This is a genomic window from Rhodosalinus sp. 5P4 (assembly GCF_041365695.1).
In the GTDB taxonomy this organism is placed as follows: Bacteria; Pseudomonadota; Alphaproteobacteria; order Rhodobacterales; family Rhodobacteraceae; genus Rhodosalinus.
Window position 1 is genome coordinate 535561 of the sequence record NZ_JBGFSJ010000001.1, and the last position, 25928, is coordinate 561488.

24 protein-coding genes are annotated in these 25928 nt (G+C 70.7%); 5 read left to right on the forward strand and 19 right to left on the reverse strand.

Features of this window, described 5'->3' with window-relative positions; genetic code table 11:
- Positions 1 to 14: 14 nt before the first annotated feature.
- Genes AB6A69_RS02610 through AB6A69_RS02640 form a run of 7 tightly spaced genes read right to left on the reverse strand, consistent with a single transcriptional unit; the run spans position 15 to position 7874 of the window.
- Positions 15 to 1079 carry a glycosyltransferase family 4 protein gene (locus tag AB6A69_RS02610; RefSeq protein WP_371059550.1) on the reverse strand — a complete coding sequence of 355 codons (1065 nt, stop codon included), beginning with the start codon at positions 1077 to 1079 and terminating at the stop codon, positions 15 to 17.
- Positions 1076 to 2665, reverse strand: coding sequence for an ABC transporter permease (locus AB6A69_RS02615; protein ID WP_371059551.1), 1590 nt, complete (start codon positions 2663 to 2665; stop codon positions 1076 to 1078). Before AB6A69_RS02615 ends, AB6A69_RS02610 begins: the two co-directional genes overlap by 4 nt.
- Positions 2662 to 3462, reverse strand: a complete 801-nt coding sequence (locus AB6A69_RS02620; RefSeq protein WP_371059552.1) for an ABC transporter ATP-binding protein — start codon at positions 3460 to 3462, stop codon at positions 2662 to 2664. The genes AB6A69_RS02615 and AB6A69_RS02620 overlap by 4 nt, the downstream gene beginning before the upstream one ends.
- Entirely contained in the window at positions 3452 to 4435 is a 984-nt protein-coding gene (locus tag AB6A69_RS02625) for an ABC transporter substrate-binding protein (protein ID WP_371054653.1), read from the reverse strand. The genes AB6A69_RS02620 and AB6A69_RS02625 overlap by 11 nt, the downstream gene beginning before the upstream one ends.
- A gap of 44 nt (positions 4436 to 4479) precedes the next feature.
- Positions 4480 to 5457, reverse strand: coding sequence for a YbhN family protein (locus AB6A69_RS02630; RefSeq protein WP_371059553.1), 978 nt, complete (start codon positions 5455 to 5457; stop codon positions 4480 to 4482).
- 39 nt (positions 5458 to 5496) lie between these two features.
- The gene (locus AB6A69_RS02635; RefSeq protein ID WP_371059555.1) at positions 5497 to 7137 is read right to left on the reverse strand and encodes a sulfatase-like hydrolase/transferase; all 1641 of its coding nucleotides are present in this window, start codon (positions 7135 to 7137) and stop codon (positions 5497 to 5499) included.
- The gene (locus tag AB6A69_RS02640) at positions 7134 to 7874 is read right to left on the reverse strand and encodes a CDP-alcohol phosphatidyltransferase family protein (RefSeq protein WP_371059556.1); all 741 of its coding nucleotides are present in this window, start codon (positions 7872 to 7874) and stop codon (positions 7134 to 7136) included. Before AB6A69_RS02640 ends, AB6A69_RS02635 begins: the two co-directional genes overlap by 4 nt.
- 135 nt (positions 7875 to 8009) lie before the next feature.
- Here AB6A69_RS02640 and AB6A69_RS02645 point away from each other — a divergent pair, with 135 nt between their 5' ends.
- The 3 genes from AB6A69_RS02645 (at position 8010) to AB6A69_RS02655 (ending at position 11753) form a co-directional block, all read left to right on the forward strand.
- Complete coding sequence (locus tag AB6A69_RS02645; protein WP_371059557.1) at positions 8010 to 8561, forward strand: cytochrome b; 552 nt, start codon at positions 8010 to 8012, stop codon at positions 8559 to 8561.
- Between the two features lie 70 nt (positions 8562 to 8631).
- The gene (gene mdoH, locus AB6A69_RS02650) at positions 8632 to 10251 is read left to right on the forward strand and encodes a glucans biosynthesis glucosyltransferase MdoH (protein ID WP_371059558.1); all 1620 of its coding nucleotides are present in this window, start codon (positions 8632 to 8634) and stop codon (positions 10249 to 10251) included.
- Positions 10251 to 11753: a glucan biosynthesis protein gene (locus tag AB6A69_RS02655; RefSeq protein ID WP_371059559.1), complete on the forward strand. Its 1503-nt coding sequence runs from the start codon at positions 10251 to 10253 to the stop codon at positions 11751 to 11753. Before mdoH ends, AB6A69_RS02655 begins: the two co-directional genes overlap by 1 nt.
- On the opposite strand, the gene AB6A69_RS02660 is transcribed toward AB6A69_RS02655, so the two are convergent.
- The 7 genes from AB6A69_RS02660 to AB6A69_RS02690 form a co-directional block, all read right to left on the reverse strand.
- Entirely contained in the window at positions 11750 to 12490 is a 741-nt protein-coding gene (locus AB6A69_RS02660) for an endonuclease/exonuclease/phosphatase family protein (protein ID WP_371059560.1), read from the reverse strand. The two genes, AB6A69_RS02655 and AB6A69_RS02660, sit on opposite strands and share 4 nt — an antisense overlap.
- An 87-nt stretch (positions 12491 to 12577) precedes the next feature.
- Positions 12578 to 13162 carry an ABC-type transport auxiliary lipoprotein family protein gene (locus AB6A69_RS02665; RefSeq protein ID WP_371059561.1) on the reverse strand — a complete coding sequence of 195 codons (585 nt, stop codon included), beginning with the start codon at positions 13160 to 13162 and terminating at the stop codon, positions 12578 to 12580.
- 59 nt (positions 13163 to 13221) lie between these two features.
- Positions 13222 to 14961: an MlaD family protein gene (locus AB6A69_RS02670; RefSeq protein ID WP_371059562.1), complete on the reverse strand. Its 1740-nt coding sequence runs from the start codon at positions 14959 to 14961 to the stop codon at positions 13222 to 13224.
- On the reverse strand, positions 14962 to 15801 hold the full coding sequence (locus AB6A69_RS02675) for an ABC transporter ATP-binding protein (RefSeq protein ID WP_371059563.1): 840 nt from the start codon (positions 15799 to 15801) through the stop codon (positions 14962 to 14964). It abuts the gene before it with no gap.
- 2 nt (positions 15802 to 15803) lie between these two features.
- Positions 15804 to 16934: an ABC transporter permease gene (locus tag AB6A69_RS02680; RefSeq protein ID WP_371059564.1), complete on the reverse strand. Its 1131-nt coding sequence runs from the start codon at positions 16932 to 16934 to the stop codon at positions 15804 to 15806.
- Positions 16935 to 17144: 210 nt separating this feature from the next.
- Positions 17145 to 19166, reverse strand: coding sequence for a hypothetical protein (locus tag AB6A69_RS02685; RefSeq protein WP_371059565.1), 2022 nt, complete (start codon positions 19164 to 19166; stop codon positions 17145 to 17147).
- A 21-nt stretch (positions 19167 to 19187) separates the two neighbouring features.
- Complete coding sequence (locus AB6A69_RS02690; RefSeq protein ID WP_371038615.1) at positions 19188 to 20414, reverse strand: acetyl-CoA carboxylase biotin carboxylase subunit family protein; 1227 nt, start codon at positions 20412 to 20414, stop codon at positions 19188 to 19190.
- 343 nt (positions 20415 to 20757) lie between these two features.
- Between AB6A69_RS02690 and AB6A69_RS02695 the strand changes: the two genes are divergently transcribed.
- Both AB6A69_RS02695 and AB6A69_RS02700 read left to right on the forward strand, forming a co-directional pair.
- Complete coding sequence (locus AB6A69_RS02695; RefSeq protein WP_371059566.1) at positions 20758 to 21537, forward strand: ion channel; 780 nt, start codon at positions 20758 to 20760, stop codon at positions 21535 to 21537.
- Between the two features lie 92 nt (positions 21538 to 21629).
- Entirely contained in the window at positions 21630 to 22445 is an 816-nt protein-coding gene (locus AB6A69_RS02700; RefSeq protein ID WP_371059567.1) for a formate/nitrite transporter family protein, read from the forward strand.
- A 13-nt stretch (positions 22446 to 22458) separates the two neighbouring features.
- Here the strand turns inward: AB6A69_RS02700 and AB6A69_RS02705 are convergent, their stop codons facing one another.
- From AB6A69_RS02705 to AB6A69_RS02725, 5 genes are read right to left on the reverse strand one after another with little or no spacing between them, the layout of a single operon-like run.
- Entirely contained in the window at positions 22459 to 23736 is a 1278-nt protein-coding gene (locus AB6A69_RS02705; RefSeq protein ID WP_371059568.1) for an MFS transporter, read from the reverse strand.
- A complete protein-coding gene (locus AB6A69_RS02710) occupies positions 23733 to 24602 on the reverse strand; it encodes an MBL fold metallo-hydrolase (protein WP_371059569.1) in 870 nt (289 codons plus the stop codon). Before AB6A69_RS02710 ends, AB6A69_RS02705 begins: the two co-directional genes overlap by 4 nt.
- 23 nt (positions 24603 to 24625) lie before the next feature.
- The gene (locus AB6A69_RS02715) at positions 24626 to 25369 is read right to left on the reverse strand and encodes a ZIP family metal transporter (RefSeq protein ID WP_371059570.1); all 744 of its coding nucleotides are present in this window, start codon (positions 25367 to 25369) and stop codon (positions 24626 to 24628) included.
- A gap of 12 nt (positions 25370 to 25381) precedes the next feature.
- On the reverse strand, positions 25382 to 25549 hold the full coding sequence (locus tag AB6A69_RS02720; protein ID WP_371059571.1) for a hypothetical protein: 168 nt from the start codon (positions 25547 to 25549) through the stop codon (positions 25382 to 25384).
- Between the two features lie 11 nt (positions 25550 to 25560).
- Positions 25561 to 25848: a hypothetical protein gene (locus AB6A69_RS02725; RefSeq protein WP_371059572.1), complete on the reverse strand. Its 288-nt coding sequence runs from the start codon at positions 25846 to 25848 to the stop codon at positions 25561 to 25563.
- Between the last annotated feature and the right edge of the window lie 80 nt (positions 25849 to 25928).

Below are 25928 nucleotides of genomic sequence, written 5' to 3' on the forward strand. Positions count from 1 at the left end.
AGCGGCGGCCGCGCCTAGGGGTGGTCGCGCCCCGGGGCAAGACCGTCGAGGACCAGGCCCGCCACCCGCGCGGTATCGTCCCAGCCGGGCAGCGCCGCTCCGGCGGCCTGCGCGGCGCGCGCGATGTCCGCGCGCAGCTTCGGGTCGCCCAGAAGCCGGTCGAGGGCCGCCGCGAACGCTGCGGCATCGTCCGGCGGCACCAGAAGCCCCGCGTTCTTGGCCACCGTGTCCGGCACCGCGCCGGTGCGGCAGGAGACGATGGGCAGCCCGTGCGCCATCGCCTCGTCGAAGACGATCCCGTGCCCCTCGTACCGGGTGGCGAGCGCGAAGATCGACGCTTCCCCGTAAAGCCGCGACAGCGCCTCTGCCGAGACCCGCCCGGCGATCCGCACCCGCCCGGCGAGACCGAGGGTCTCGCGCAGCCGGGCAAGCTCTTCCGCGTGGGCCGCGTCGTGCGGCGCGCCGACGATCACGCAGTGCCAGTCGCGCGCGGTCAGCCCGGCCAGCGCCCCGAGGAGGATGTCGTGCCCCTTGCGCGGATGCTGGATGCCCACCGAAAGAATGAGCGGGGGATCGGTCGGCGCCCGCCGCCCGGCCGGGCGGTCGGTGCCCGGGCGGGCGATGGTGATGCGGTCGGGGGCGACGCCGTAATCCCCCTGCAGCGTCGCGGCGGTGTGGGGGCTCGGCACCAGGACATGGGCGGCAAGCGCGAGGTTGTCGCGCTCCGTCCGGTAAAGATGCGCGCGCCGGCGCGGCTCCAGCCCGCTTTCCAGGGCGAGCGGATGATGGATCATCGCGACCACGGGCGCGCGCACCTCGCCAAGCGCCCCGGTGTCGATCGCGCCGAAGACCAGCCCGTCGAGGATCAGCGGGCGGTCCGGCGCGATGGCGGCGAGGCGCGCGGCGGCGTCGGTCATGTCCCCGGGCGTCGGATCGGGAAACGAGGGCCCGAGGGCCAGATGGGCCACGTCGCGGCCCTGGGCGCGCAGCCCTTCGAGAAGCCGGCGCTCGTAGATGTAGCCACCCGTCAGCGTCGTGATGTCGCCGGGAATGGCGAAGGCGGCGGCGCGCGGGCTCATGCCAGCTGCTCGGGGGCGTAGACACGCAGCACGCGCGTCTCCAGCCGGCCGACCCCGGCATAGCCGAGCGCCGAGAACCCGGTGACGACCAGCACCGTGATCCAGAGCATGGTGTAGTCCGACAGCGAGGCCGACAGCGCCATGAGGCTGCCCACGCCCTTGCCGGTGGCGAGCCATTCCACCACCGTCACCGCGAGGACCGAGGCCGGCACGCCCATCCGCGCGGCAGCGAAGAAGGCGGGCAGCATCGCGGGCAGCCGGACCCGCAGCAGGCGCTGCCATTGCCCGGCGCCGTAGCTGTCGAGCACGTCGATCACCTGCCCGGGCGCCTGCCGCAGCCCGTGCAGGCACGCCACGAGGGTGGGAAAGAACACCATCACCGCGACCAGCACGATGGTGCCCAGCGCGCCGCGCCCGAGGAACAGGACGATGAGCGGCGCGGTGGTGACGATCGGCACGGATCGCAGCGCGATGGCAAGCGGCATGACGGTGCCTGCGACGGCCGGCACCAGCACGAAGAGAATCGCCAGCCCCGCGCCCGCGGCGAGCCCGGCGGCGTATCCGGGCAGCAGGAACACCGCCGTTTCCGCCATCGCCGCGCCGAGCGTCGCGCGGGTGGCCGCGGCGTCGGGCGCGGTGATCAGCGCCGCAAGCACGTCGCCGGGGTCTTTCGCGAAGAACGGGTTCGGCCCGAAGAGCGCGATGGCGCCCCACCAGAGGCCCAGGATCGCGAGCGACACGCCAGCCACCCGCGCGAGCAGGCGGACGGGGCCCGCATCGGCCGCCGTCTCGGCCCGCGGCGGGGCCAGGATGATCGGCGGCGCGTCCTTCAGCGCATGTCGGGCGAGCGCCCCGATGGCGAGGTAGGCCAGCACCGAGACGGCCGTCGCAAGCGTGGCGATCGCCCAGGTCATCTCCACGTCGAGCGCGCGCATCGCGCGGGTCGTCAGGACCCCGAGGCCGCGCTCGGCGCCGGTGAATTCGCCCACCATCGCGCCGAGGAAGGCGGCGGGCGCGGCGATCTGCAGACCGGCGAAGAGATAGGGCAGCGACGCCATCAGCCGGATGTGGACAAGGGTCGCGATCCGTCCCCGCCCGTAGCTCGCCACGAGGTCGAACCAGCTCGCCGGCGCAGCGCGCAGCCCCACCAGCAGCGGGACCAGCGTGGTGTAGTAGACGGCGAGCGCGGCCAGCACGATCTGCGGCCCGTTCCCGGGCCCGAAGATCACGCGCAGGATCGGTCCCGTGGCCACCAGGGGCAGGCAGAACACCACGAGCGCGACCCCGGTCACCAGGCGCTGGCTGCGCGGCCAGGCCAGCGCGATGCCGGCGAGCAGCAGCGCGGCGAGATTGCCGAGCACGAAGCCCGCGGCCGCGTTGCCGAGCGTCTCGCCGAGCGCGCGGAACATCAGCCCGCGATTGGCGATCAGATAGGCGATGACCTCCGAGGGCGCGGCGAGGACAAAGGCGCCCGACAGGGCGCGGGCCGACAGCTCCCACCCCGCGAGGACAAGGGCGAGACCGAGGCCGGTCAGGCGCACGCTCCCCGCGCCCGTCGCGGCGGCCGGCTGCGCCAGCCCGCTCATTGCGCCGCGAGCGGCCGGTCGCGCAGCGCCGCGCCCTTCGAAAGCGCGGCGAAGACCTCGTCGACCAGCGCGACGAAATCGGGATGGCGGGCGTCTTCGGGGGCGCGGGGCCGGGCGAGGTCGACCGCGATGTCGGCCACGATCTCCGCCGGGCGCGGGGACAGCACGACCACCCGGTCCGACAGCATCACCGCCTCGGTCACCGAATGGGTCACGAGGATGGTGGTGGTGCCGCGCGCCTCCCACAGGCGCGGCAGGTCCTGGGCGAGTTGCTTGCGCGTCAGCTCGTCCACCGCGCCGAAGGGCTCGTCCAGCAGCAGAAGCCGCGGCTCGGTGGCCAGCGCGCGTGCAATGGCCGCGCGCTGGCGCATGCCGCCCGAGAGTTCGGCGGGGCGCGTGTCGGCGAAACCGTCAAGGCCCACCAGTGCGATCAGCTGGTCGATGGCGGCCTGGTCCACGGGGCGGCGCGCCAGCGACAGCGCCAACTCGATGTTCCCGCGCACGCTGCGCCAGGGCAGGAGCGACGGATCCTGGAAGGCCACCGACAGCCCGGCGTGGCGCAGGGTCTCCGCTGGCGGGCGACCGCCGATCTCGACGCGGCCCGCGCTCGGCGCCTCCAGCCCGGCGATCATCCGCAGAAGCGTGGACTTGCCGCAGCCCGAGGCGCCGACCATCGCCGTCGTCTGTCCGGGCGCGAAGCGGATGTCGACGGGTCGCACGGCCTCGACGCCGCCGGGCCACGACTTCGCCAGCCCGGTGCAGGTCACGCCGGGTGGTTGGTTGGTGTCAGCCGCCATGGACCTCTTCTAGGATCGAGCGGTCCCACAGCTCGGGTGTGACCGTCCGGCCGAGAAGCGCGAGGGTTTCGATGTTCGCGGCGACCGTCTCGTCGGTCCACCACCCGAAGCCGTTCTCGTCGGTCAGATCCGAGAACATCAGCGGCACCTGACGCGCCGCCTGAAGCTTTTGCGTCTCGGGGTCGAGCCCCGCGTCGGGGTGCATCCGCAAGGTCAGCTCGGCGGCGGCGTCGGTGTCCTCGCGGTAGGCCTCCCAGCCCCGGACCTCTCCGCGCATCAGCGCCACGAGCTCGTCCCGGCGGTTGGCGATGCTGTCCTCTGTGGCGATGTAGGTCTGCGAATGCAGGGCGTAGCCGTGATCGGCCATCAGCATGGTGACCGACTCGATCCCGCGCACGGCCATGGCAACCGGCAGGTCGGTCTCCCAGCAGAGCAGGCAGTCGACCTCCCCGGCCAGCAGGGGCTGGGCGGAATACTGCGTGGGCACGATCTCGATCGCGTCGATGTCCACGTCGTTCAGCGCGCAGAGCGCGCGCAGGACGGGCGTGTTCGCCAGCGCCATGCCGATTCGCTTGCCGATGAGATCCGCCGGCGTGTTCACCGGGTTGCCGGGCAGCGAGGCGACGACGAAGGGGTTCTTCTGCATCGCGACGCCGAGAATGCGGAAGGGCGCGCCCTGTTCGACCGCCGCGGCGGTGTAATCTGCGGCGGAAATGCCGACGAGCGCCGCGCCCGAGATCACGGGCGGTTCGACCGGGGCGTTCGGTCCGCCGGGCAGAAGTGCGACCTCCAGCCCTTCCTCGGCCCACCATCCGCGGTCCTGCGCAATATAGCTGCCCGCGAACTGCGCGGAATGCAGCCACGACAATTGCAGCGCCACCCGGTCCTGCGCCATCGCCCGGCGCGTCGAAAGCCCCAGCGCCGAGGCCGCGATGCCTGCCGCTCCGGCGCCGAGCAGGCCGCGCCGTGTCATGTTCGATCGTTTCGTCACCACATCCTCCTGTCGCGCCCGATAGGCTAAGTTGCTGGGCCCGATTGGCAAGGGGTCGCGTTTTCCTGTCCGGGTTTCCGGGGCGGCATCCCGCGCGGCGCATCGCCCGCGTCACGGCGCGGCGCCAGTCCGAAGAGCACGAGGCCCGGGCCCATCGAGGCAAGAAAGACGAGACCGAAGGCGACGCTCGCGGCAAGCCCCTCGGCCGCGCTCGCCCCGGCGAGGGGGAAGAGCGCGGCGGCGGCACCCTCGCGCAGGCCCCAGCCGCTGATCGTGAGGGGGATCACCATCGTGAAGAGGATGAGCGGGACCAGCGTCAGCACCGCGGCGCCCGACAGCTCCGCGCCGATGGCCCGCGCGCAGAAGGCGAAGGCGGCGATGTTGCAAAGCGCGGTACCGAGGCTCAGCCAAAGCTGCCGCCAGCGCACGGCGGGCGCCGCGACCGCCTGCCCGAAGGCCCGCGCGAAGGCCTCGAGGACGCGCCCGGCGGGTCCGGGCAGGAGCGTCCCGGCCGCCCACAGCGCCCCCGGCAGCGCGAGCCCGGCAAGCACGAACGCCGCGAGCGGGCCTTGCAGGGCGCCCGGCCAGTCGAGGCCGCCCGGCCGGGCGGCGGTGACCAGAAAGGCCATGGCCAGCACGATAAAGAGCGCGATCTGCCCCGCGAGCCGCTCGAAGAAGACCGCCTGCCCGGAGGCCAGAAGCCCGGCCTGCGAGCGCGCGCGCACCGCGCGCCCGGCGTCGCCCAGCATGCCGCCGGGCAACGCCTGGTTGACGAGCTGCGACAGGTAGTATTCGCGCAGCGCCGTCAGACGGTCGAGCCGGATGCCGAGCCGCGACGCCGTGAGCCGCCAGCGCAGCGCGGACAGGATCGTCTGCACCGTCAGCGCCGCGAGCGCCGCCGCCAGCCAGGCGGGATCGGCACCGGCGAGCCGCCCGGCCGCCTCCGCCCCGTCGGCGACGCGCCAGAGCAGGCCCAGAAGACCCGCGGTCACCGCGATCTTCACGAGCCCGGAAAGGGCAGGGGTCGACAGGCCGCGCACCGCTCAGCTTTCGCCGCCGGGCGCCCGGCCCGACGAATAGCTTCGCAGGATCAGGTCCCGCATGCGGTTCATCGGCACGACCTTCGTGTCGTGCGCCGGGATCAGCCCCGGTGCAAGGCCCCAGGTCGCGGCGCGCGTCACCAGGTGCGCCGGGCCGATGACGTGGATCGGGACGTGCGGGCGCTCGTCGAGGGCCACGAATCCCGCCGCCTGGTGGTCGCCCAGCACGATCATCAGCGGCGGGTCGTCCGCATGACGCGCGGCATAGTCCAGCACGGTCCGAAGCGCGTAATCCACCGCGAGCCGATACTGCGCCCTGACGCGTCCGCGGTCGCGCCAGACCACGTCGGGCGGATCGCCCGCTTCGGCCATCGCGTCGAAGACGCGGCCGTCGCCGATCTCGTCCCAGGCCACGAGATCCGGCACCGGCACCCAGGGCGCGTGGGACGAGCCCGTCGCCACCTGCGCGAAGATCGGCCGGTCGTCGGGCGCGTCGCGCAACCTGCGGTCGAGCGCGGCCAGGGTGAACTGGTCCGGCATCGTCACCCAGTTGAACGGGCGTCCGCGATAGCCGAGATCGCGCGCGGCGAGGATCGTCTCGAAGCCCATGACCTCGGATTCCGGCCAGTCGAGCGTGATCTGCGGCATCACGGCGGCGGTGTGGAAGCCCGCGCGCCCGGCGAGGTGAAAGAGCGTCTGCCGGCCGGATGCGAGCGCCGCGCCATAGCGGGTCTGGCCGTCGATCCAGAGCCCGTTGGCAAAGGTCGCATGGGCGAGCCAGCTTTGCCCGCCCTGCGTGGGCGAGCCGAGAAGCCCCGACGCCATGGACAGGCCGAGCCCGGACAGACGGTCCTCTCCCCGGGCCAGCGTGGTGCGGTGCAGCTGCGCGAAGAAGGGCGTGTCGAGGCTGGTGCGCCCGTAGCTCTCGACGAAGACGATCAGCACATCGCGGTCGATCAGGTCGAGAAGCCCGTCGCCGTCCGCGAGGGGATCCTCGGCGGCCGCCTGCCGGAACGTGCGCAGGTCGGCCAGCGTGGCGCGCGCCGATTGCAGGCGCTCCACGCCCACGCGGGCGGTGAAGGCGGCGCCCGGCGGGTCGAGCGGGAGGCTCCAGCGCCCCATCGCATGGCCGAGCTCGGCGGTGGCGAGCCCGGCCACGAGGATCGCGCCCGCGGCCGCGCCCCGGCGCAGATGACGGTCGGGCCCGGGCAGCCGCGCCCAGACGCCCGTCGCCCACCACGCCGCCGCCGCCACGAGCGCAAGCGCGACGAGGGCGCCCGCGACGGAAAGGATCGCCGGCAGCGGGCCGATCGCGCCGGTCAGAAGCCGAAAGCCCGCCTCGACCAGCGCAAGGTCGGCCACCGGGTTGAAGCCTCGCGACAGCGAGGTGAACATCGCGAAGTCGGCCGTTTTCAGAACCGCGATAAGCAGCAGCGCGGCGACGAGCGCCGCGCGCGCCGCCGTCGCCCACGTTCCGGCCCCCAGTGCGACCAGCCCCAGCAGGATCACCGGCAACTCCAGCGGAAAGACCGCGAGCGCGCCCCAGGTGAAGGCCGCGGGATGGTTGGGCTGCACGAGCAGAAGATAGAGAACCAGCGCGGCGAGGGCCGGCGGCAGAGCGTTCCGGACGGTGCCGCGTGTCAAGGCCGGGTCCGCCAAAGCCAGAGCACGTCGCGCGCGAAGGACCACGCAAGCGCCGCGGCCACACCGGCAACGAGGGGCTCGGCGATGCGCAGGGCGACCGGGTCGAGCTGCAGGGCGATCAGCGCGCCCAGCTGCAGCACGCAGACGGCCTTGCGGCCGAAACGCTCGGGCAGGGGCCGGTCGAGCCAGGGCAGCACATGCGCGGCCACCGCGAAGACGTAGCGCGGCAGGCCGAGCAGTACCACGGCCGGTCCCGCGGAGCCGGCGACCCAGGCGTTCAACGCGAGGATCAGTGCGAGGGCCGCGTCCACCTCCATGTCGAAGCGCGCCCCGAAGGACGACACGCGCGCCTCGCGCCGGGCGAGCCACCCGTCGACGCCGTCGAGCGACAGCGCGATCCCGGCGACCGCAAGCACGGCCCAGGGAGCGGCGGCGCCGGCCAGCGGCGCCAGAAGCGCAGAGGTCAGCGCGAGTCGCGTCAGCGTCACGACGTTGCAAAGCCCGAGCGCGCCATGCGGGTAGCCGCGGCGCATCAGGTGCAGGACGAAACCTGCACCCGCGAGATAGCCCGCGAGAGCCAGCGCCATGGCCGCGCCGTCCGGCCCGACCAGCGCCATGGCGACGGCAAGCACGATCGGAACGCCCCCGAGGACCGCCGCGCCAAGCATGCCGCGCGGCCCGCGCATCAGAGCGGGCCACGTGCGGCGCGGCGCGGGTACGAGATTGAAATCGCTCATCCGCGAAAGATTAGCGCCGCGCGCCTGCTGTCAAGATGAGACACCGGCCGCTTGATGCATGGCGGACCTGCTCTAAGCTTTTACGTCACGCAAACTAGTGCAGCCCGCGAGGCAGGACGGAGCGACCGGCGCCCGATGCAGATCACGCGATACTCGACGACCGCACGACTCTTGCACTGGATCATGGCCGCGCTGATCCTTCTGACCATCCCGGCGGGGTTCGTCATGGTTCAGCCGGGTATCGACCGGGGGCTTCAGAACGCCCTTTTCATCTATCACAAGAACGTGGGCGTCCTTCTCTTCGTCCTCGTCGCCCTGCGCCTGGCCTGGCGGCTGCGCAACCCGCCGCCGCCCCTGCCGTCGCACATGCCGGGCTGGAAGGCGCGGATCGCCGGGGCCACCCATGCCGCGCTCTATGCCCTTCTGGTGCTTCTGCCCATCGCCGGATACGTGCGGGTCAGGGCCGGCGGCTTTCCCATCGAAAGCCTCGACGCGCTGGGCGCGCCATCGCTGGTGCCGCGCTCCGACGCGCTTGCCGAGGTCGCGAAACGCGTTCACTACATCGCCGCGATCTCCATTGCCGCGGTGCTCGCCACCCATGTCGGCGCCGCTCTTCATCACGGCATTGTGCGGCGCGACGGCGTGTTTTCGCGCATGTGGCCGCCGATCGGGGGCAGGACACGCTGAGGCGTGCTTGCAACCGCCGCAGGTTGCGATAGCTGGCAGCGCAGCCGCGCGTCCTCGACCGAAGAATGGCGTGGCTGGTCCGAAGGAGGGGCCGCCCTGCATCATGTCACTTGCCGAGATCGCCCTTCGCCCGGTCCGGGCCCATCCCGCGCGTCCAGCTCGCGGTGGCGGGCGGTGGCTGGGCGCCTTCCTCGCGCTGACAGCACTTCTCGCGGGTGCGCTCGTTGCGGCGATGGCCCTCGCGATCACGGAGTGGACGGTCCTCTCGGCCCTGGCGCTCGCGCTCGCCGGGCTGAGTGCGCTCTGGATCTCGGGCGGCGCGGCGACCGCGCTGGTGGGCCTCGTCCAGCCGGTCCTTGCGCGCGAAAACGTTCCCGATGGGTGGCGGCCGGCGGGCCGGACGGCGATCCTCGTGCTTCTGTGCAACGAGCCGCCCGCCGCGCTCGCCCGGTATCTGTCCGACCTGCGCCGCGGCCTCGACACTCTCGGTCTCGGGACGGACGCGGCAATCTTCGTGCTGTCCGACACGTCGGGCCGCGAGAGGATCGCGGCGGAGGACGCGGCGCTCGCGCCGCTCGCCGCTGCGGGAGAGATAACCCTGCGCCGGCGCGCGAAGAACACGGGCCGCAAGCCCGGCAACATCGCCGACTGGCTGGAAACCCACGGCGCGGCCTTCGAGCACATGGCCGTGCTCGATGCCGACAGCCGCATGAGCGCGTGGCGCCTGCGTGACCTGATCCACCGGATCGACACCCGGCCGCGCACGGGCCTCTTGCAGGCCGGCATGACGCTTCTGCCGGGCCGCAGCCGGTTCGGCCGCCACCAGCGGACATCCTCGCGCCTGCTGTCACCGAATTTCGGGCGCGGCATGGCCGCCTGGGCCGGCGAATGCGGCAACTACTGGGGGCATAACGCGATCATGCGGGTGGCGGCGTTTCGGTCCGCGGCGACGCTGCCGCGCCTGTCGGGCCCGCCGCCCTTCGGCGGCCCGCCGCTCAGCCACGACTTCGTCGAGGCCGCCTGGATCCGGCGCGCGGGCTGGGCGGTCGAACTCGATCCCGATCCGTCCGGCAGCGCAGAGGACGGCCCGCAGACGCTTGCGGCGTTCCATCGCCGCGACCGGCGCTGGTGCCAGGGCAATCTGCAACACCTGCGCCTGCTGGCCGCGCCCGGGCTCGACCCGGTCAGCCGGCTACACCTCGCCTCGGGCGTGCTGAGCTATCTCGCCGCGCCGATCTGGCTCGGGCTCGTGGCGCTGGTGGCGTCGGGTGCGGTCACCGTCTCGGGCGCTCTGCCTCTCGCGCTTGCCGCGGGCATCCTGCTGCTGCCGAAACTCTGCGCGATGGCTGGCTGGCTAGCCCGCGCGCGCACCGCCTTGCGCCGTCGGGTGATCCTGCGGGCCGCGGCGGGGGAATTGTGGCGGTCCACGCTGATCGCGCCGCTGGTGATGATCCGGCAGGCGGGCTCGGTGGTGTCGGTGCTGACCGGGCATGACTGCGGCTGGACACCGGGTGCCGCGGCGCGGCGCATTCCGGTGCCACGTGGCCTGCCCGAGGCGGCCGTGGGCCTTGCCCTCGTCGCGCTCGCCGCGCTTTCGGGATCCGGCACCGCGGCGCTCTGGGTGCTGCCCGTCGCCCTGCCTCTCGTCGCCGCGCCGATGATCGAGCGCAGGCTCGACGCGGGCGCGTGATGCGGCGGCGTGGGTTCCTCGCGGGGGCGGCGGCGCTCATCGCCGGACCGGCGCCGCGCGTCTCCGCACAGCCGGGGCGCGGGACGCTGCTCGACGTCGCGCGGGCGCGGGCGGCCGCGCCCTTCACAGAGAGCCCCGCGGCGCTGCCGCCGCCCTTCGCCGGCCTCGATTACGATGCCTTCCGGGGCATCCGCCCCGGCCCCGGGCGGGCCGGGATGCTGCCGCTCGGGTCGGGCTTCGCCGTCGATCTGCTGCCGCCCGGGCTCTACTTTCCCCACCCGGTGGAGATCGAGCTGCCCGAGGGCGACGGGTTCGCGCGCGTCCCCTTCGCGCCCGGCCTTTTCGATTTCGATTCGCGCTATTTCGGCGCCGTCCCCGACAAGGCCCCGGGCGCGGGGTTTTCCGGCCTGCGGCTGCGCCACCCGCTCAACGCGACGGGCCGCCCCGACGAGGTTCTGGTCGTGCAGGGCGCAAGCTATTTCCGCGCCGTCGGGCAGGCCATGGTCTACGGCCTGTCGGCCCGCGCCGTCGCGCTCGGCACGGGCGGTGCCGGGCCGGAGGAGTTTCCCCGCTTCACCCGCCTGCGCCTGCATCCGCCCGAGGGCGGCGCGGCGCGGATCGAGGCGGTGATCGACAGCCCGTCGCTGGCGGGGCATCTCGACATGACGCTCTGGCCCGGCGCCGAGACCGTCATGGATCTTGCCGTGACGATCCTGCCGCGCCGGGACATCGACGATATCGGCATCGCGCCCCTGACCTCGATGTTCCTGAAGGGGCCGATGCGCGCCGCGGTCTCGGACGATTTCCGGCCACGCGTGCACGACAGCGACGCCCTGGTGATCGAGAACGGGGCGGGCGAGGCGCTCTGGCGACCCATCGCCAATCCCGCCTCGCTCCAGATGTCGTCCTTTGTCGATGATGGCCCCGGCGCCTTCGGCGTCTGGCAGACGCCGCGCGGCTTCGAGGATTTCGAGGACAGCGAGGCGCGCTATCACGACCGGCCCTCGGCGGTGGTCCGGCCCGTGGGCGACTGGGGCCGCGGGGCCGTGGTGCTGGTCGAGATTCCCACGGCGGACGAATTCATGGACAATGTCGTGGCCTTCTGGCGCCCCGAGGCGCCGCTGTCCGCCGGGGGCGAATACCGGTTCGTCTATCGCCTGGTCTGGACGCGGGCGGCGCCGCTGCCCGAAATGCCGCTGCCGATCCGGCAAAGCCGCAGCGGGCGCGAACACGACCGGCCCGGCACACGGCGCTTCGTCGTCGATTTCGCGGGCGCGGCGGCCGGGTTCGAACCGGACCTCTCGGTGAGCGGCGATGCGGAGTTGTCGGGGCTGAGCCTTTTCGCCCTGCCGGGCGGACGGGGCACGCGCGTCACCTTCCTGCTGACACCGGGCGAGGCGCCGGCCGCGGAATTGCGTCTCGTGCTGCGCCGCGCGGACGGATCGGCGGCGAGCCCCGTCTGGCTGCACCGGTGGACGCGGGCGCGCGACGGCGGCGTCTAGGGGTCGAACGCGACCTCCGCGCGCAGCGGGCGATGGTCGGAGGCCATCCGTAGCCCCGGCCCGTCGAGAACCCGGGCGGTGGCCACGCGCGCCGGCGCGGTGACGAGCACCCGGTCGAGCGGAAGAAACGGGCGGCGCGCGGGGAAGGTCGCGGGCGCCGGCCCGGACAGGCGCAGCCCGATGATCCCGTGCGAGAGCGCGAGCCCGCCCCAGGGCCGCCATTCGTTGAAATCCCCGCAAACGAGCGTCGGCCGCGCCGCGCGGCGGAAGAGATGCTGACCCAGGGTGCGCATCTGCGCCACGCGCAGCCCCTGCGAGAGCGACAGATGGGTGCCCGCAAGGCGCAGTGGGCGGCCGTCGAGCCGGAAATCGACCACGACCGCGCCGCGGTGGCAGTGACCGGGCAGGTCCACCAGCGCGATGTCCTCGACGCGGCATCGCGGATGCAGGAAGACGACCGTGCCCAGAAACCCGTGGCTTTCGGGGCCCCATCGGTGGCTCGCATCGCCGTGGATGTGGCGGAGCGCGGTGTCGGCCTCGATCCGGGCGAGGTCGAGAAAACCGCGATGCGGCGGCGCCTCCTCGTCGGCCTCCTGCAGGATCAGCGCGTCGAGGTCGGAGGAGCAGACCTCCTCGTGCAAAACCCGCGCGGTCCGGTCGGGATCGACGACGCCGTCGTTGCCGCGCCCGCGGTGAATGTTCCAGCTGACGCAGCGAAACGTCTCGACGTCTGTCACGCGACGGCCCCCGGTGTCTTCGCCGTGGCGCTACGTAACTCCGAACGGTCCACCATCAAGCCGCGTGAGCCGGTGGCCGGCCCGCGCCTAGCCCGCGCCGAGGGAGGATGTGGCCCAGGCGGCGAACTCCGAGATCACGCGTCCGGCGGCCGCGTCGAAGGCGCCAAGAAGCGCCTCGTCGTCGAGGGAACTCGCCGAGGCGCTCGCGGCGAAGCTGCGGGTGGCGACGATCGCCGTGTCGCGTTCGCGGACGATGCGCGTGATCATGCGGACCACCACGCGGGCGCTGTCGGCGCCGGGGTCCTGCTCTGCGTGGAAATCGATCAGCTCGGTGACGATCGCGAAATCGCCGCTCGGGCCCAGGGGCTTTCGGCCGACATACTGGAAGGCCTGCGTCGAATCGAGGGCGCGCAGCATCAGCGTCTGCACCATCACGGGGGCCGGATCGGCCCACCGGACATCGGGCAGGTACTGGGCCTGCAGCGCGCCGGGGCGGATCATGATCCGGTCGGTCTGCAGCGCGCCGCTCGTGGTGGGCTCCTCGATGATGACGTCGCGTGCCAGCATCCGCCCCGCCCGGGCGGGCAGATCGGCGGGGGCCTGCAACTCGAACACGTTGCGCGGGGTGGTGGCATCGGTGAGCGCCGAGAGCGCGCTGCAGGACGCCAGCATCGGGACGGCCAGCGAAAGAGCCAACGCACGAACGGTATGAGCGAGGGGCACGGGGAATCTCACCTTCTGAATTCCGGCACGTTCCGATCCAGCAGGAACTGGGTCGGGTTGCGCTCTATCTGTCGGGTGAGCTGATCGAGATTGGCGATCAGCTCGCGGGTCTCCTGCGTCAGCCGGGTGAAGAGCGGCAGCGCGTTTGTGGTAAAGTCCTGAATACCGGGCGCGGAGCTGTCAACAAGCCCCTGCACGCGCGTGAACGCGTCCGAGGCGGCCGCGCTGGCGGACCTGATCTCTGCCGAGATCTCCGGCAGGTCCTCCGACACGGTGCCGATCGCGTCGTTGAGGTCCCGGACCGTCGTGTCGAGCTCCGCGATCAGGGCGGACAGATCGCCGTTGATCATCTCGTCCGCGCCGGTGAAGGCGCTTTCGGCGGCGGCCAGCGTGCGCTCGCCGGTTTCGAGCGCGCCGTTCATCGCCGACAGGGTCTCGTTGGCGTTGGCGAAGGTCTCGGTCACCTGCGTCATGGTCGTCTCCGCCGACGAGACGAGTTCCGCAACGTCGCCGCTGGCCGCGCTCAGGTCGCTCCCGACCGTGTCGATGACCGCGCGCGCGTTTTCCACGGCGGCGCGGACATCCTCCATGACCGCGGGCAGATCCGTCTCCGCCGCCTCCCGGATGGTCGCGATCGCCTGGGTCGCGTCGCTGACCGCGGTCCGCGTTTCGCTCAGCAGCGGGGTGGCCTGATCCTCGATCAACCCGTCGAAGCGGCTGGCCGCGGTCTCGACCGCGCCGGCCGTCTCGTCGAGCGATCCGATCAGCGCGTTCGCCCGCTCGAGCGTCGCTTCCGCCTCCTCCAGCCGGGCGGTGGCGGTCGATCCCGTCGTCTTGAGCGTCTCGATCAGTTCGCTCGCCTCGGCGCGCAGCCCCGCCATGTCGCTGCGCAGGGCGGCCAGCGTGTCCCGCGCCTCCGTCGTGGTGGCGGAGAGATCCTCGGAGATGTAGCGGCGCGCGTCCGTAACCATCCCGTCGAAGGCCTCCAGCGTTCCGGACCCGGTCTCGACGACCCCCCGCGTCTCGGTGGCCAGCCCGTCGATGGAGACCAGCGTTTCGTCGGCCGTCGCCAGAACCGTGCTGAGATCCGCGCTGAGCGTGTCGAGCGTCGTGTTGAAGCGGTCGATCTGGAAGGCGAAATCGTCGACGGTGCCCGCGATGCCCGAGAAATCCTCCAGCGCGGAGGCGAATTCCGAGGAAGCCGTCTCGGCGTTCACGAGGATCCGTTCCAGCCGGTCCGCGTTCTCGCCGCGAAAGAGATCGCCGATCTCGCGCACGACGCGCAGGGTCTCGTTCACGAGTTCCGGGGCATCCTCCGTCAGCGACTGAAGGGTCGAGCGGCCCGCCTCAATCTGCGGGATCTCCTCGTCGCTGACCTCGGTCAGAAGTGGTGCGTCGGGGCTGCCCGGGCCGATGCTGACATAGGAGACGCCCGTGACGCCCTGGGCTTCGATCGTCGCGACGCTGTCGGCGCGCACCGGCGTGTCGGCGGCCACCTCCACCCGCACCGCGATGCTGCCGTCGCCGTCCGGCGCAAGGCGCACGTCCACAACCTGGCCCACGGGCAGGCCGCTGAACCGCACGTCCGACGCGTTGCTCAGCCCGGAGACGGACGAGAAGCGGACGTCGTAATAGGCGAACTGCCGGTCGAGTTCGACGCGCGCGAACCACAGGAACATCCCGAGAATGCCCAGAAAGCCGGCGATGGCGAAAATGCCGATGAGGACGTAATTGGCTTTCGTTTCCACCTAGACGTCTTCCTTCGCAGTGTCGGGGGACGCGGTGTCCCGGGCCGCCCGCGCCCGCGGGCCGTGGAAGTAGTCGCGCACCCAGGGATGATCGACCGAGAGCATGTCCTGCATGGTTCCGGTCACCAGCACCTTGCGTTCCGCGAGCACCGCGATGCGGTCGCACACGGCGTGCAGCGTGTCCAGATCATGCGTCACCAGAAAGACCGTAAGACCGAGCGAGCGGCTCAGTCCACGGATGAGGTCGTCGAACTCCGCGGCGCCGATCGGGTCGAGCCCGGCGGTCGGCTCGTCGAGAAAGACGATCTCGGGATCGAGCGCGAGCGCCCGCGCGAGCCCGGCCCGCTTGCGCATGCCGCCCGAAAGCTCCGAGGGGTACTTGTCGCCGGCAAGGTAGGGCAGACCCACCATCGAGATCTTCAGGTCGGCCAGCGCGCGGGCGACCTGTCCGTCGAGGTCCGCGATCGCGTGCATCGGCACCTCGACGTTCTCGCGCACCGTCAGCGACGAGAAAAGCGCGCCGTCCTGGAACATCACGCCCCAGCGCGCCTCGAGCGCGGCGCGCGCGTCCTGGCTGGCGGTGAACACGTCGGTGCCCAGCACCTCGACGCTGCCTTGCGCTGGCCGGTTGAGCCCGGCGATGGTGCGCAGCAGCACCGATTTGCCGGTGCCCGACCCGCCGACGACGCCCAGGATCTCGCCGCGGTAGACGTCGAGATCGAGGTCGTCATGGACGACATGCGTGCCGAACTGGGTGCGCAGCCCCCGCACCTTTATGACGGCCTCGGCCCTGTCGCCCGCCATGTCCTCGGCCCTCTTTTCCGTCGTGCCACCGTCCATCGTCATACCCCGATCTCGGCGAAGAAGACCGAAAAGAGCGCATCCGCGACGATCACGGCGAAGATCGCGGCCACAACGGATTTCGACGTCTGCCGGCCGAGCGACTCCGCGTTGCTTTCCACCTGCATTCCGGCATGGCAGCCCACCACGCCGATGATCAGCGCAAAGACCGGCGCCTTGACCATGCCCACCATCAGGTGGCTCGTGTCCGTCCCCTCGATCAGCCGCGTGCGGAACATCGCCGGAGAGATGCCGAGCTCGATCCAAGCCATCAGCGCCCCGCCGAAAAGGCCCGCGAGGTTCGCGATCAGCCCGAGGATGGGCAGCATCAGCAGCAGCGCGAGGATGCGCGGCACGAAGAGGATCATCGCCGGATCGAGGCCGAGGGTGCGCATGGCGTCCACCTCCTCGCGCATCTTCATCGACCCGATCGCGGCGGTGAAGGCCGAGCCCGTCCGCCCCGCGACGATGATCGCGGTCAGCAGGATGCCCAGCTCGCGCAGGATCGACACGGCGATCAGGTCCACCACGAAGACCTCCGCCCCGAACTGGCGCAACTGAGAGGCGCCCTGGAAGGCCAGCACAACGCCGATCAGGAACGCCATCAGCGCGACGATGGGAACCGCCTTCACGCCGACTTCCTCGCAATGATGCACGAGCGAGGTCAGGCGGAATTCCCGCGGGTGGCCCACGCTGCGCCCCAGCCGCGACAGGAACAGGCCCAGGTATCCCGCCAGCCCGAGGAACTTGGAAACGCCGCCGGCCACGCGGCGGCCGACCTCTTCCAGCATCCCGACCAGCGTCGCGGGTGTCTCTGCCTGCTCCTCGGGTTCGGGCAGGGCCTCGGCGACGGTTTCGAGGATCGCCCGCGCCTCGGTCGAGGCGCCTTCGACCTCGAGCCGCCCGCCGCCCGCTTCGAGCCGCGAGCGGAGCGTCACGAGAAGCCAGGCCCCGGCCGTGTCGAGACGGGAGACCGCGCCAAGGTCGGCCACGACATCGGCGTCGGGGCGCAGGGTTTCGAACCGTCTTGCCACCGCGCCGACCGTGTGGATGGTGAACGCGCCGGACAGCTTCATCGCGACGGTGTCGGTCCCGACATCCATCTTGATTTCCGGGGAAGCGTCTGAAACCATCCTCGCAACCTCCATCGTCGGACAGCCTCGGTCCCGGCCCGGTCGGACGACAGGACAGGCCATCCGCTCGACCTCTACCGAAAATCCGCCTGCTGCAAGATGCAATAAATATCCGCGCCGGTGCGCGCCAGCCCGGGCGGTGGTGCCGCGCGGGTCGCGAGCGTCGCGGGGGCGCAGGCGCCGCGCGTCACGGCCCGTGCCCCCGGCCGGTCAGTCCTGCTCGGCGCTGGCCAGGCGCGTGATCGCCGTGCCGGCGATCTCCTGCCGGCCGGCGGCCCAGGTTCTGCGCGCCATGGTGGCCGTGCGCTCCAGCACCGCCTGCGGCGGGCGTGTGGCTTCCTGCGGCCGCATCAGTTCCTCGTGGAAGAGATAGAGACGCGAGGCGAAAAGCTCGAAGGGCAGCGACGCCTCACCGTGCCGTTCGCCCGAGCCGTGGGTCGAGACCACGACGCCGTCGCCCCAGTCCTGGCCCGAGTCGTTGTTGGGGTTGTAGAAGTAGACCCGCATCTCGTCGTCCTGGTCGGGCGCGACGCGCAGGATGGTGATCGCGTGCCATCCGACGAAGCGCGCCGCGGCATCGGTGGCCGCGATGCCCGCGGGCTGGGGGTGGGTGACCGGTTCCCCGCCGTTGAATGCCGGATGGTAGGCGGAATGGAAGCGGGCGATGAAGTCCTCGATCCCGGCAAGCGCGCCGGTGGGCACGTCGACGGCTACCGCGCAGGCGCGGCCGACCCACCAGCCGTGGAATTCGGGATTGATCCAGATGTGCGGATCGTTGTTGCGGTCACTGCAAAGGCGGCCCATCTCGGCGTAGATCCGGTCGAGATGCGGCACGAGCGCCACCGAGACCGGGTCGGCGTCGAGCGGCGCGCCCGCCGCGAGGCCCGCCGGCAGGTCGGCCGAACGGATCGCCCGGCCCTCGAAATGCATCGTCACCGTATCGAAACGCGCGGCCTGCGCCGCAAGGTGAAGAAGGTAGTCGGGATCGTTCTGCGCCCACATGGCGATGGCGCGCGCCGACTGGCAGGTGGGATTGGCGCCCTGGCCCACGCCGAGAGGCTGGCCCAGAGCCTGGATGCACCCGGCAAGCAGCAGATCGGCGGGCGGCGTCGCGTGGAGGCCCGAGATCGACAGCCGCTCGGCGACCGCCGCGTTCGGCACGAGCGCCAGCAGGCGGCGCAGGGCGGGGGCGACGGGCGCGTGATGCAGGATGCCGCGGTCCAGAAGAAGCGACAGGCCATAGAGCGCCTGCGCGGTTTCCGGCCGGACTGCGCGGCGGATGATCTCGATCACGAGCGCGCGATGGCGGCGCCAGCAGTCGCTGCCGGTGGCGCCGAGGCCCAGCGCCTCGGGGGCCATGCCGTCATGCTCGGAGTCGATCACCCAGAGCAGGAAAGCGGCGTGATAGTCGGAAACGAGGCCCGTGTCGTGCATGGCCCGGGCAAGGCCCTGCGCCTCGTGGCGCAGGTCGGAGTCGTCCATCGCCGAAAGCCGCTCGCGGTAGATCTCGAGCCCCGGGTCGTCCATGCACGCGGTGGTGGGCCCGAAAAGGGCCGTCACCAGGCGGTCGGCGCCCAGGCGCTTCTCGCCGATGTCGCCGCCGCGCTCGGCCAGTGTGATCGCGATCTGCGCGATCATGTCCTTCACCTCGGCCACCTGGATCGGGCGTTGCCGCAGGATGCGCCAGATCTCGTCCACCAGCTCGCCCAGCACATCCTGAAAGCCGACATGCTCGGCGAGGTAGCGAAACAGCCCGTCGACGACGATCTGCCTCTCGCCCGCGGCGCGCGCGGCCTCGTCTGGGGCGCCGAAGAACCGCCGCAGGTTGAGCGCGAGGACCCGGGTCAGGAACCGGCGCGCTGCGGCGGCGTGGATGCCCGGATGCTCCGCCTCGCCATTGGCCACGGCCATCAGGCGCAGCAGGCTGACGGCCTCGGCGGTCACGGTGGCGGGCGCGCCGTTCTCCAGCGTGCCCGACACGAGGCCGGGCAGCAGGTTGGCCGGGGCGTCCCAGTCGGAGCCGGCGAAGAGGCCCGCCCGGTCCATGCGCGGGGCGAGCTCGTGCAGGCGGTCGATGCCGCCCGGAACGGCAAGCAGCCGGCCGGCCACGCTCAGCACCTGCGCCTGGTGCCGCGGCTTGGCGAAGGTGCGGGCCTCTTCGAGCCGTGCCAGCGGCCCTTCGAGGGTGGCGACGAGGCGCTCGGCCTCGTCACCCTGTGGGGCGCCGGTCATGGGCGGCAGCCTCCATGCCGGTTACACATAGAAATCGAGTTCTTCCTGCGCCTTGAGCAGGTCGCGAAGGCGGTGCGGATTCTCGCCGAAGAAATAGACGAGGCCCCAGTGGGTGCCGAAGGCCGTGCGCTTGGTGACCTTCTGCTCGAAGGGATCGGCCAGTTCGTGAAACTCGAAATATGGGTCGTTCGCCGTCTCCTCGGGGATCTGCATCCGCTCGACCACGCGGCGGCGGGGATAGGCGCCGAAACAGCCGGCATGGCCCTTGGCATCCTCCACCGGCTTGGGGAAGAAGGCGTCGAGCTCTTCCTGCGTCGTCTTGGGATCGAAGGCGAGCACGATCCCCTGGTAGCCGTTGAAGCCATAAGCCCGCTCGATCAGTTCCAGCGCGTTGAAGCCCGGCGGGCGATAGGCCACCTCGCCGAAGTACATCGTGCCATCATTGGTCACGAAGTATTCAGGATGGATGAACCCGAAGTCGATGTCGAAAGCCTCGATCAGCTTGTTGATCTGCTCTTCGATCAGGGGACGCCAGGATTCCAGTTCCGGCGTGGCTGGCACGAAGACCGAGTAGCCCAGCGTCACGTATTCGGAAATGTTCAGGAACTGGATCTTGCGGTCCTTGATCCAGGCCTCGACCGCGAACTCCCAGCCGTCGAGATGGCTTTCGAGCAGGGCGGGAAACTCGTCGTCCGAGATCGAATCGACGTCCTCCACGGTGCGGATGGTCCGGTGACCCAGGCAGCCCGCCTTGTCGAACGCCTTGAAGTGGATCGGGTCGTCGGGATCGCCGTCGAGCTTCAGCAGCGTCTGGTTCACCCGCTTGAGAAACCGTACCACGTCGCCGCGGTTGTCGGCTTCCTCGAAGATGCCCACGCGGATGCCGGCAAGCTGCGCGCGGCGCTTCATCAGCGACTTGTCGCGGAAGAGCATCGACTGCCCGAGCAGACGCGGGTTGTTCAGCAGGACGGAGTTGATGGCCCCGGCCCACTCCACGGTTTCCTCGTAGAGCGGGATCGCCACGTCACAGCCCTCGTCCTTGAGGATCTGCGCGATCTCGTGGGACCGCTCGTTCAGCCGGTCGAAATCCCACGCGATGAAGGGAATATCGTTGGCCTTGGCGTATTCCTCGGCCCAGGCGGGCGCGACGATCACGTAACGGCGGTCGAACCGGTCGATGGCGTCGATCGCGTTCAGCGACCAGCCGAGGATCGCGACGTAGCCCTTGTTGGGGTCTTTCTCGGTCATGATTGGCCTTTCGTTTCTGTGTGCCAAAAACTGCTTTGTTTCAGTAAGATGGACGCGGACTTCGACGCGAGCGCCCGTCATCGCATCCCGCCAGGGACACGCGAAGGACGTCGCGCTGTATCGGAGTGGGTCCGACGGCTCCGGTAGGTCGCGTCAGGTCATGGAGAGATACTTAGCATGACTAAGCAGATTTGCCAACCCGCTTGCCGTTTTCCGCCGTCCGGCCCTGTTCCGGCCAGCCGGTGCGGCGCATCCAGGCACAGCCGGGCGCACTGTCGCACGACCGCCAGCCTTCCGCAAATTTCCCGTGTTCGCTCCGCAGCTTGTCGGCTAACGTCGCACCATGAAAGACCTGCACCGAACGATCCGCCTGCTCTACACGGGGCGCAGCCAGCGCGCGCGCCAGTTCCGCTACGGGCTGATCGTGTTCGACGCGCTGACCATTCTCTACTTCATCGCCACCGCGGCCCTTCCCACGACCCCTCTGATTTCGCTGCTGAACACCGTGCTCGGCGCGGCGATCCTTGCGGACATCTCGGCGCGCCTGTGGATTTCGGAGAACCGGCGCCGCGAACTGAGGCGCATCCATACGCTCGCCGACATCGTCGTGATCGGGTCGCTCATTCTTGCGCCGCTCTTCGCCGAGAACCTCGCCTTCCTGCGTGTCCTGCGGGGGTTGCGCATCCTTCACGCCTACCAGCTGCTGCGCGACCTTCGCAGCGAAAGCACGTTCTTCCGCTACCACGAGGATGCGATCCTCGCAGCGGTCAACCTGTTCGTGTTCATCTTCGTCACGACCTCGTTCGTTTTCGTCATCGCCTTCGAGGATCGCTCGGGTCTCGCGGGCTATATCGACGCGCTGTATTTCACCGTCGCGACGCTGACGACCACCGGCTTCGGCGACATCACCATGACGACGCCGACGGGCAAGCTGCTGGCGGTCTTCATCATGGTCGTTGGCGTGGCGCTTTTCGTGCAGCTTGCGCGCGCCATCTTCCAACCCTCCAAGATCAAGTATAAATGTCCCGAATGCGGGTTGAACCGCCACGATCCCGACGCGATCCACTGCAAGCATTGCGGCACGTCGCTGAAGATCGAGACGGAAGGCGCGAACGGGACCTGACGCGGCCGTGGGGGTGTGCGCGACGGCGCGATCGCCCCGTCGGCCGCAGGATGAAGCCGCCCGCGTGACGCGGGCCCGAGGGGAACAGCACCATGTCGGAAGAGGCCGATCTCGACCGCGACGAGGAAAAGCGCGTCGACGAATACGAGAAGGTGCCCTCGTCGGTCATCTTCGAGGCGCTCCGCCGCGAGGGCGATCACGAACTGTCGCGGCCCGCGAACGCGCTCTGGTGGTCGGGCGTGGCGGCGGGGCTCGCCATCAGCACCTCGGTCGTGTGCAAGGGCTTCCTCGTGTCGATCCTGCCGCATGAGCCTTGGGCCGCAGGCATCTCGAACCTGGGCTACACGGTCGGCTTCCTGATCGTGATCCTGGGGCGGATGCAGCTTTTCACCGAGAACACCATCACGCCGATCCTGCCGCTGTTCCTGGCGCCGACGCGCGCCAATTTCTACCAGACCGCGCGGCTGTGGGGGATCGTGTTCGCGGCCAATCTCGCAGGCTGCCTTGCCGCGGCGCTCGTGCTGGCCTACGGCCATATCCTGCCCGAGGCCCGCTTCGAGGGCATCCTCTACGTCTCGCGCCACTACGCGGAGGCGACGCCGTTCGAGCATTTCGCCTGGGGCATCCCGGCGGGCTTCCTGATTGCGGCGCTGGTCTGGATTTTGCCGCGCATGGAAAGCGCGGGCGAGGTCCTGATGATCGTGATCCTGACCTACGTCATCGGGCTGGGCGGCATGTCGCACGTCGTCGCCGGTTCGACAGAGCTTTTCATCCTCGTGGCGCTGGGCGAGCTGGACCCGGTGGCCGCGGTGCTGGGCGGCATCCTGCCCGCCTTCGCCGGGAACGTGCTGGGGGGAACCGGCATATTCTCGACGCTGACCTACGCGCAGGTGCGCGCGGAGATCTGACGGGGGGAGTGGCTCAGTCCTGCTGAACCTCCTCCAGCCCGCGGGCGAGCACCGCGCCGAGCGCGGCGATGACGGCGAAGGCCAGAAGCACGGCGGCGGGCCCGAAGCGGTCGGCCGCCAGCCCGAAAAGCCCGCCGGCAAGAAGCGCCAGCCCGATCAGCGTGTTCGACAGCGCGGTATAGCGGGCGCGGAAGCCGTCCTCCGCCATGTCGGTCAGGTGCAGCTTGCGCCCCGCGCGCACGCCCTCATAGGCGATCTGCGCGGCGAAGATCGCCGCCGCCGCGCCGAGCGCGCCGCCGAGCCCCCCGAAAACGAGGCCGAGCGCGCCTGTCGCGGCGAAGACGACCGCCCCGAGCGCGCCCGCTGCCATCAGCGTCTGGCGGCTGGAGCGGTCCGACAGGCGCCCCCAGACATAGGAGGCCAGCACCGAGGCCGCGGTGGAGGCCATCACCAGCGGGCCCAGCTGGTCGAGCGCGGTGCGCCCCGACGCGGCCGAGAGCATGACGATGAAGGGCGGGGCGAGCGCCGTCACGGCCAGCGCGGCGCGCGAGCCCACGAAAAGGCGCAGCTGCGCGTCGGTCAGGATGGGATCGACGAGCGCGGCCAACGAACCGTCGTCGTCTTCGTCATCGTTGCGTTCCCGCGGTTCGCGCAGCGCCATGAAGAGAACCGCGGCGAGCAGGAAGGCCGCCCCCGCCACCGCGATCAGGGCGGCGAGCGGCGCGACGGCGACCTCGAAGACGCCGGCCGCCATCAACAGGCCCACCCCGAAGACCGAGACGGACGCGACCGACGCGGCAAGCCCGGTGATCGCGCCGCGGCGACGCTTGGCGATGGTGCGCGCCAGCGAGTCCTTGTAGCTGACCGACGAGGCCGACCGCGCCACGGCGAGCACCGCAAGGCAGGCCACGATCACGGCCCCCGCCACGGCCCCGGACAGAAGCAGCGCCGCCGCCGCGATCCCGAGCGCCGCCAGCCCCTGCACCGCGCTGCCCGCGGCCCAGAACCGCTTGCGCTGCGGGCTCGCCTCGACGCTGCGGGCGAGCGCGAGCTGCGGCAGCAGCGCGCCGGCCTCGCGCACCGGGACCAGCAGGCCGATCATCGCCCCCGGCGCGGAAAGCGCCGTGAGAAGCCAGGAGAGCACCAGCTTGGGATCGATCAGCGCGTCGGCGGTCTTGGTCAGGGTCAGCGAGACGACGTGGATCATCCCGTTGCGCGCCTCGCCGAGGCGGACCTCCTCGGCGTCGGTGCCGGTGATGCGGCCGAACGCCGTTTTCAGCCTGTCGCTCATCGCGGATCGAACTTTCCGACCGGGATCTTCAGGTAGCTGTGGCCGTCGTCCTCGGCCCCCGGCAAGCGGCCGCCGCGGATGTTGACCTGCAGCGCGGCGAGCATCCGGCCGGGCAAGGGCAGGGTGGCGTCGCGCGCCTCGCGCGTGGCGATGAACTCGGCCTTGCCGATGCCGTCCTTCACGTGCCGGTTGCGCAGCCGGTGCTCGGCCACGGTGGCCATGTATTGCGGCGCCGTGCCGTCGCCCGGATAGTCGTGACCGATGTAGAGCCGCGTCTCCGGCGGCAGGTCGAGGATCGCCCGCAGCGAGTTCCACAGATCCTCGGTGCTGCCGCCCGGGAAATCGGCGCGGCTGGTGCCGCTTTCCGGCATCATCAGCGTGTCGTGCACGAAGGCCGCGTCGCCGGCGACATAGGTGATCGAGGCCAGCGTGTGACCGGGCGAGAACATCACCCGCACCGGGATCTCGCCCACCATGAATTCGTCGCCCTCGGCGAAGAGGCGGTCCCATTGCGATCCGTCGGTCGGGAAATCCTCGCCCAGGTGATAGAGGTCCTTCCAGAGCTTCTGCACGCCGGTCACCTTCTCGCCGATCGCGGTGGGCGCGCCCAGCTTTTCCGAAAGGTAGCGCGCCGCGCTGAAGTGATCGGCATGGGGGTGCGTGTCGAGAATCCAGTCGACCTCGAGCCCCTCGTCCCGGACGTGGTCGAGGATCTCGTCGGCGCTTTCGGTCGTCACGGCGCCGGCCTCGGGGTAGAAGTTCCAGACCGGATCGACGATCGCGGCCTTTTTCGTCCCGGGGCAGTGGAAGACGTATTGCAGGCTGCCGGTCGGGCGGTCGAAGAAGGCGCGGATGATGGGGGACATGGGATACTCCTTTTTCACGGAATTCAGTGGGCGAGGACGAGCATCTGGAAGGCCATCATCACCGAGAAGGCCAGCGTGACGGCGGTCGCGGCGGAGCCGGTATCGACCTTTTCCGTCGCCTCGGGGAAGAGTTCGGCGAAGACCATCCAGATCATCGCGCCCGCCGCGAGGCCGAGGCCCACGGGCAGGAACGGACGGAAGGTTTCGACGAACAGGTAGGAGGGCGCGGCCATGATCGGCTGCGGCAGGCTGGTGAAGATGGCCCAGAGCCCGGCCTTCCAGACGGGCGAGCCGCGCGGCACGAGCACCAGCGCGATGGCCAGCCCCTCGGGCACGTTGTGAAACGCGATGGCGGTGGTGATGAAGGCGCCGAGCCCTTCCGATCCGGCGAAGGACACGCCCACGCCCACCCCTTCGGCGAAGGAATGGGCCGTCATGATCCCGAGGATCAGCAGCGCCTTCGTCGCGTTCGCACCGTGCAGGTCGGCCACGTCGACCTCGCCCGCGCCCGAGAGCAGCCTGTCGGCGAGCACGATCGCGCCGAGCCCCACGAGCACGCCCACGAGGGTGAGCGTGATGTCGAGGGTCGCACCCTCCGCGATCAGGCTGTGGCTGGCGGCCAGCATGAGCCCGCCGGCGGCGGCATTCGACCAGCCCATCGTGCGGTTGCCCAGTTTCTTCACGAACAGGAAGGGCAGGGCGCCCACGCCGGTCATGATCGCGGTGAGCATCGCCGCCGCGACGACGATCAAGAGGGTGGTTTCCATCCTTCGCTCCCGTCAGCTGTCGGAGCCGGTGTTCCCGCCGGCGGTCCGGGCCTCGGCGATCCCGGCGCGCATCTCCCCGGTCGTGGTCGGCGCGTCGTTACCTTGGGCGGCGGCCGGCAGGGCGGCGCAGCCCGGCGCCAGCACGGCGACGGCGCCGCGCAGTGTCGTGGCAAGGGTCATCGGCAGCGCCGTCACTTGAAGCGTGCCATGGCGTTGCGGAACGATTCCGAGAGGTTGTCCCACGCCTTGTCGAACCCGGATTTCATCTCGGCCCATGCCTCGTCGCTGGCCTCGCGCAGCTCCTTCAGCTTGGCCTCGGCCTCGTCGCGCCGGTTGCGCGCCTCCTCGAGCTGCTTTTCGTACTCGATCCTGGTGTCGGCCTCGGCCTCGTCCACCTTGGCCTTCATCTTCTCGATCTCGGCGTTCCACTGGTCCAGCTTCGCCTTGGCCTTCTCGATGTAGGCGTCTCTCTCGGACATCGCGCAAACTCCCTCCGGTTGACGATGCGCGCGAAAGCGCGCTCCATGACGCATATTGCATTGTTCGGCGCTGCGAAAGC

Coding starts and splice junctions, on each gene's coding strand:
- AB6A69_RS02620 (WP_371059552.1), bottom strand. CDS start 3,462: ATGGCGGCTGACACCAACCAACCACCCGGCGTGACCTGCACCGGGCTG.
- AB6A69_RS02690 (WP_371038615.1), bottom strand. CDS start 20,414: ATGACCGAGAAAGACCCCAACAAGGGCTACGTCGCGATCCTCGGCTGG.
- AB6A69_RS02710 (WP_371059569.1), bottom strand. CDS start 24,602: ATGTCCCCCATCATCCGCGCCTTCTTCGACCGCCCGACCGGCAGCCTG.
- AB6A69_RS02705 (WP_371059568.1), bottom strand. CDS start 23,736: ATGAGCGACAGGCTGAAAACGGCGTTCGGCCGCATCACCGGCACCGAC.
- AB6A69_RS02680 (WP_371059564.1), bottom strand. CDS start 16,934: ATGGTTTCAGACGCTTCCCCGGAAATCAAGATGGATGTCGGGACCGAC.
- AB6A69_RS02685 (WP_371059565.1), bottom strand. CDS start 19,166: ATGACCGGCGCCCCACAGGGTGACGAGGCCGAGCGCCTCGTCGCCACC.
- AB6A69_RS02610 (WP_371059550.1), bottom strand. CDS start 1,079: ATGAGCCCGCGCGCCGCCGCCTTCGCCATTCCCGGCGACATCACGACG.
- AB6A69_RS02720 (WP_371059571.1), bottom strand. CDS start 25,549: ATGACCCTTGCCACGACACTGCGCGGCGCCGTCGCCGTGCTGGCGCCG.
- AB6A69_RS02655 (WP_371059559.1), top strand. CDS start 10,251: ATGCGGCGGCGTGGGTTCCTCGCGGGGGCGGCGGCGCTCATCGCCGGA.
- AB6A69_RS02695 (WP_371059566.1), top strand. CDS start 20,758: ATGAAAGACCTGCACCGAACGATCCGCCTGCTCTACACGGGGCGCAGC.
- AB6A69_RS02645 (WP_371059557.1), top strand. CDS start 8,010: ATGCAGATCACGCGATACTCGACGACCGCACGACTCTTGCACTGGATC.
- AB6A69_RS02700 (WP_371059567.1), top strand. CDS start 21,630: ATGTCGGAAGAGGCCGATCTCGACCGCGACGAGGAAAAGCGCGTCGAC.
- AB6A69_RS02615 (WP_371059551.1), bottom strand. CDS start 2,665: ATGAGCGGGCTGGCGCAGCCGGCCGCCGCGACGGGCGCGGGGAGCGTG.
- AB6A69_RS02665 (WP_371059561.1), bottom strand. CDS start 13,162: ATGCTGGCGTCCTGCAGCGCGCTCTCGGCGCTCACCGATGCCACCACC.
- AB6A69_RS02725 (WP_371059572.1), bottom strand. CDS start 25,848: ATGTCCGAGAGAGACGCCTACATCGAGAAGGCCAAGGCGAAGCTGGAC.
- AB6A69_RS02640 (WP_371059556.1), bottom strand. CDS start 7,874: ATGAGCGATTTCAATCTCGTACCCGCGCCGCGCCGCACGTGGCCCGCT.
- AB6A69_RS02625 (WP_371054653.1), bottom strand. CDS start 4,435: ATGACACGGCGCGGCCTGCTCGGCGCCGGAGCGGCAGGCATCGCGGCC.
- AB6A69_RS02715 (WP_371059570.1), bottom strand. CDS start 25,369: ATGGAAACCACCCTCTTGATCGTCGTCGCGGCGGCGATGCTCACCGCG.
- AB6A69_RS02675 (WP_371059563.1), bottom strand. CDS start 15,801: ATGGACGGTGGCACGACGGAAAAGAGGGCCGAGGACATGGCGGGCGAC.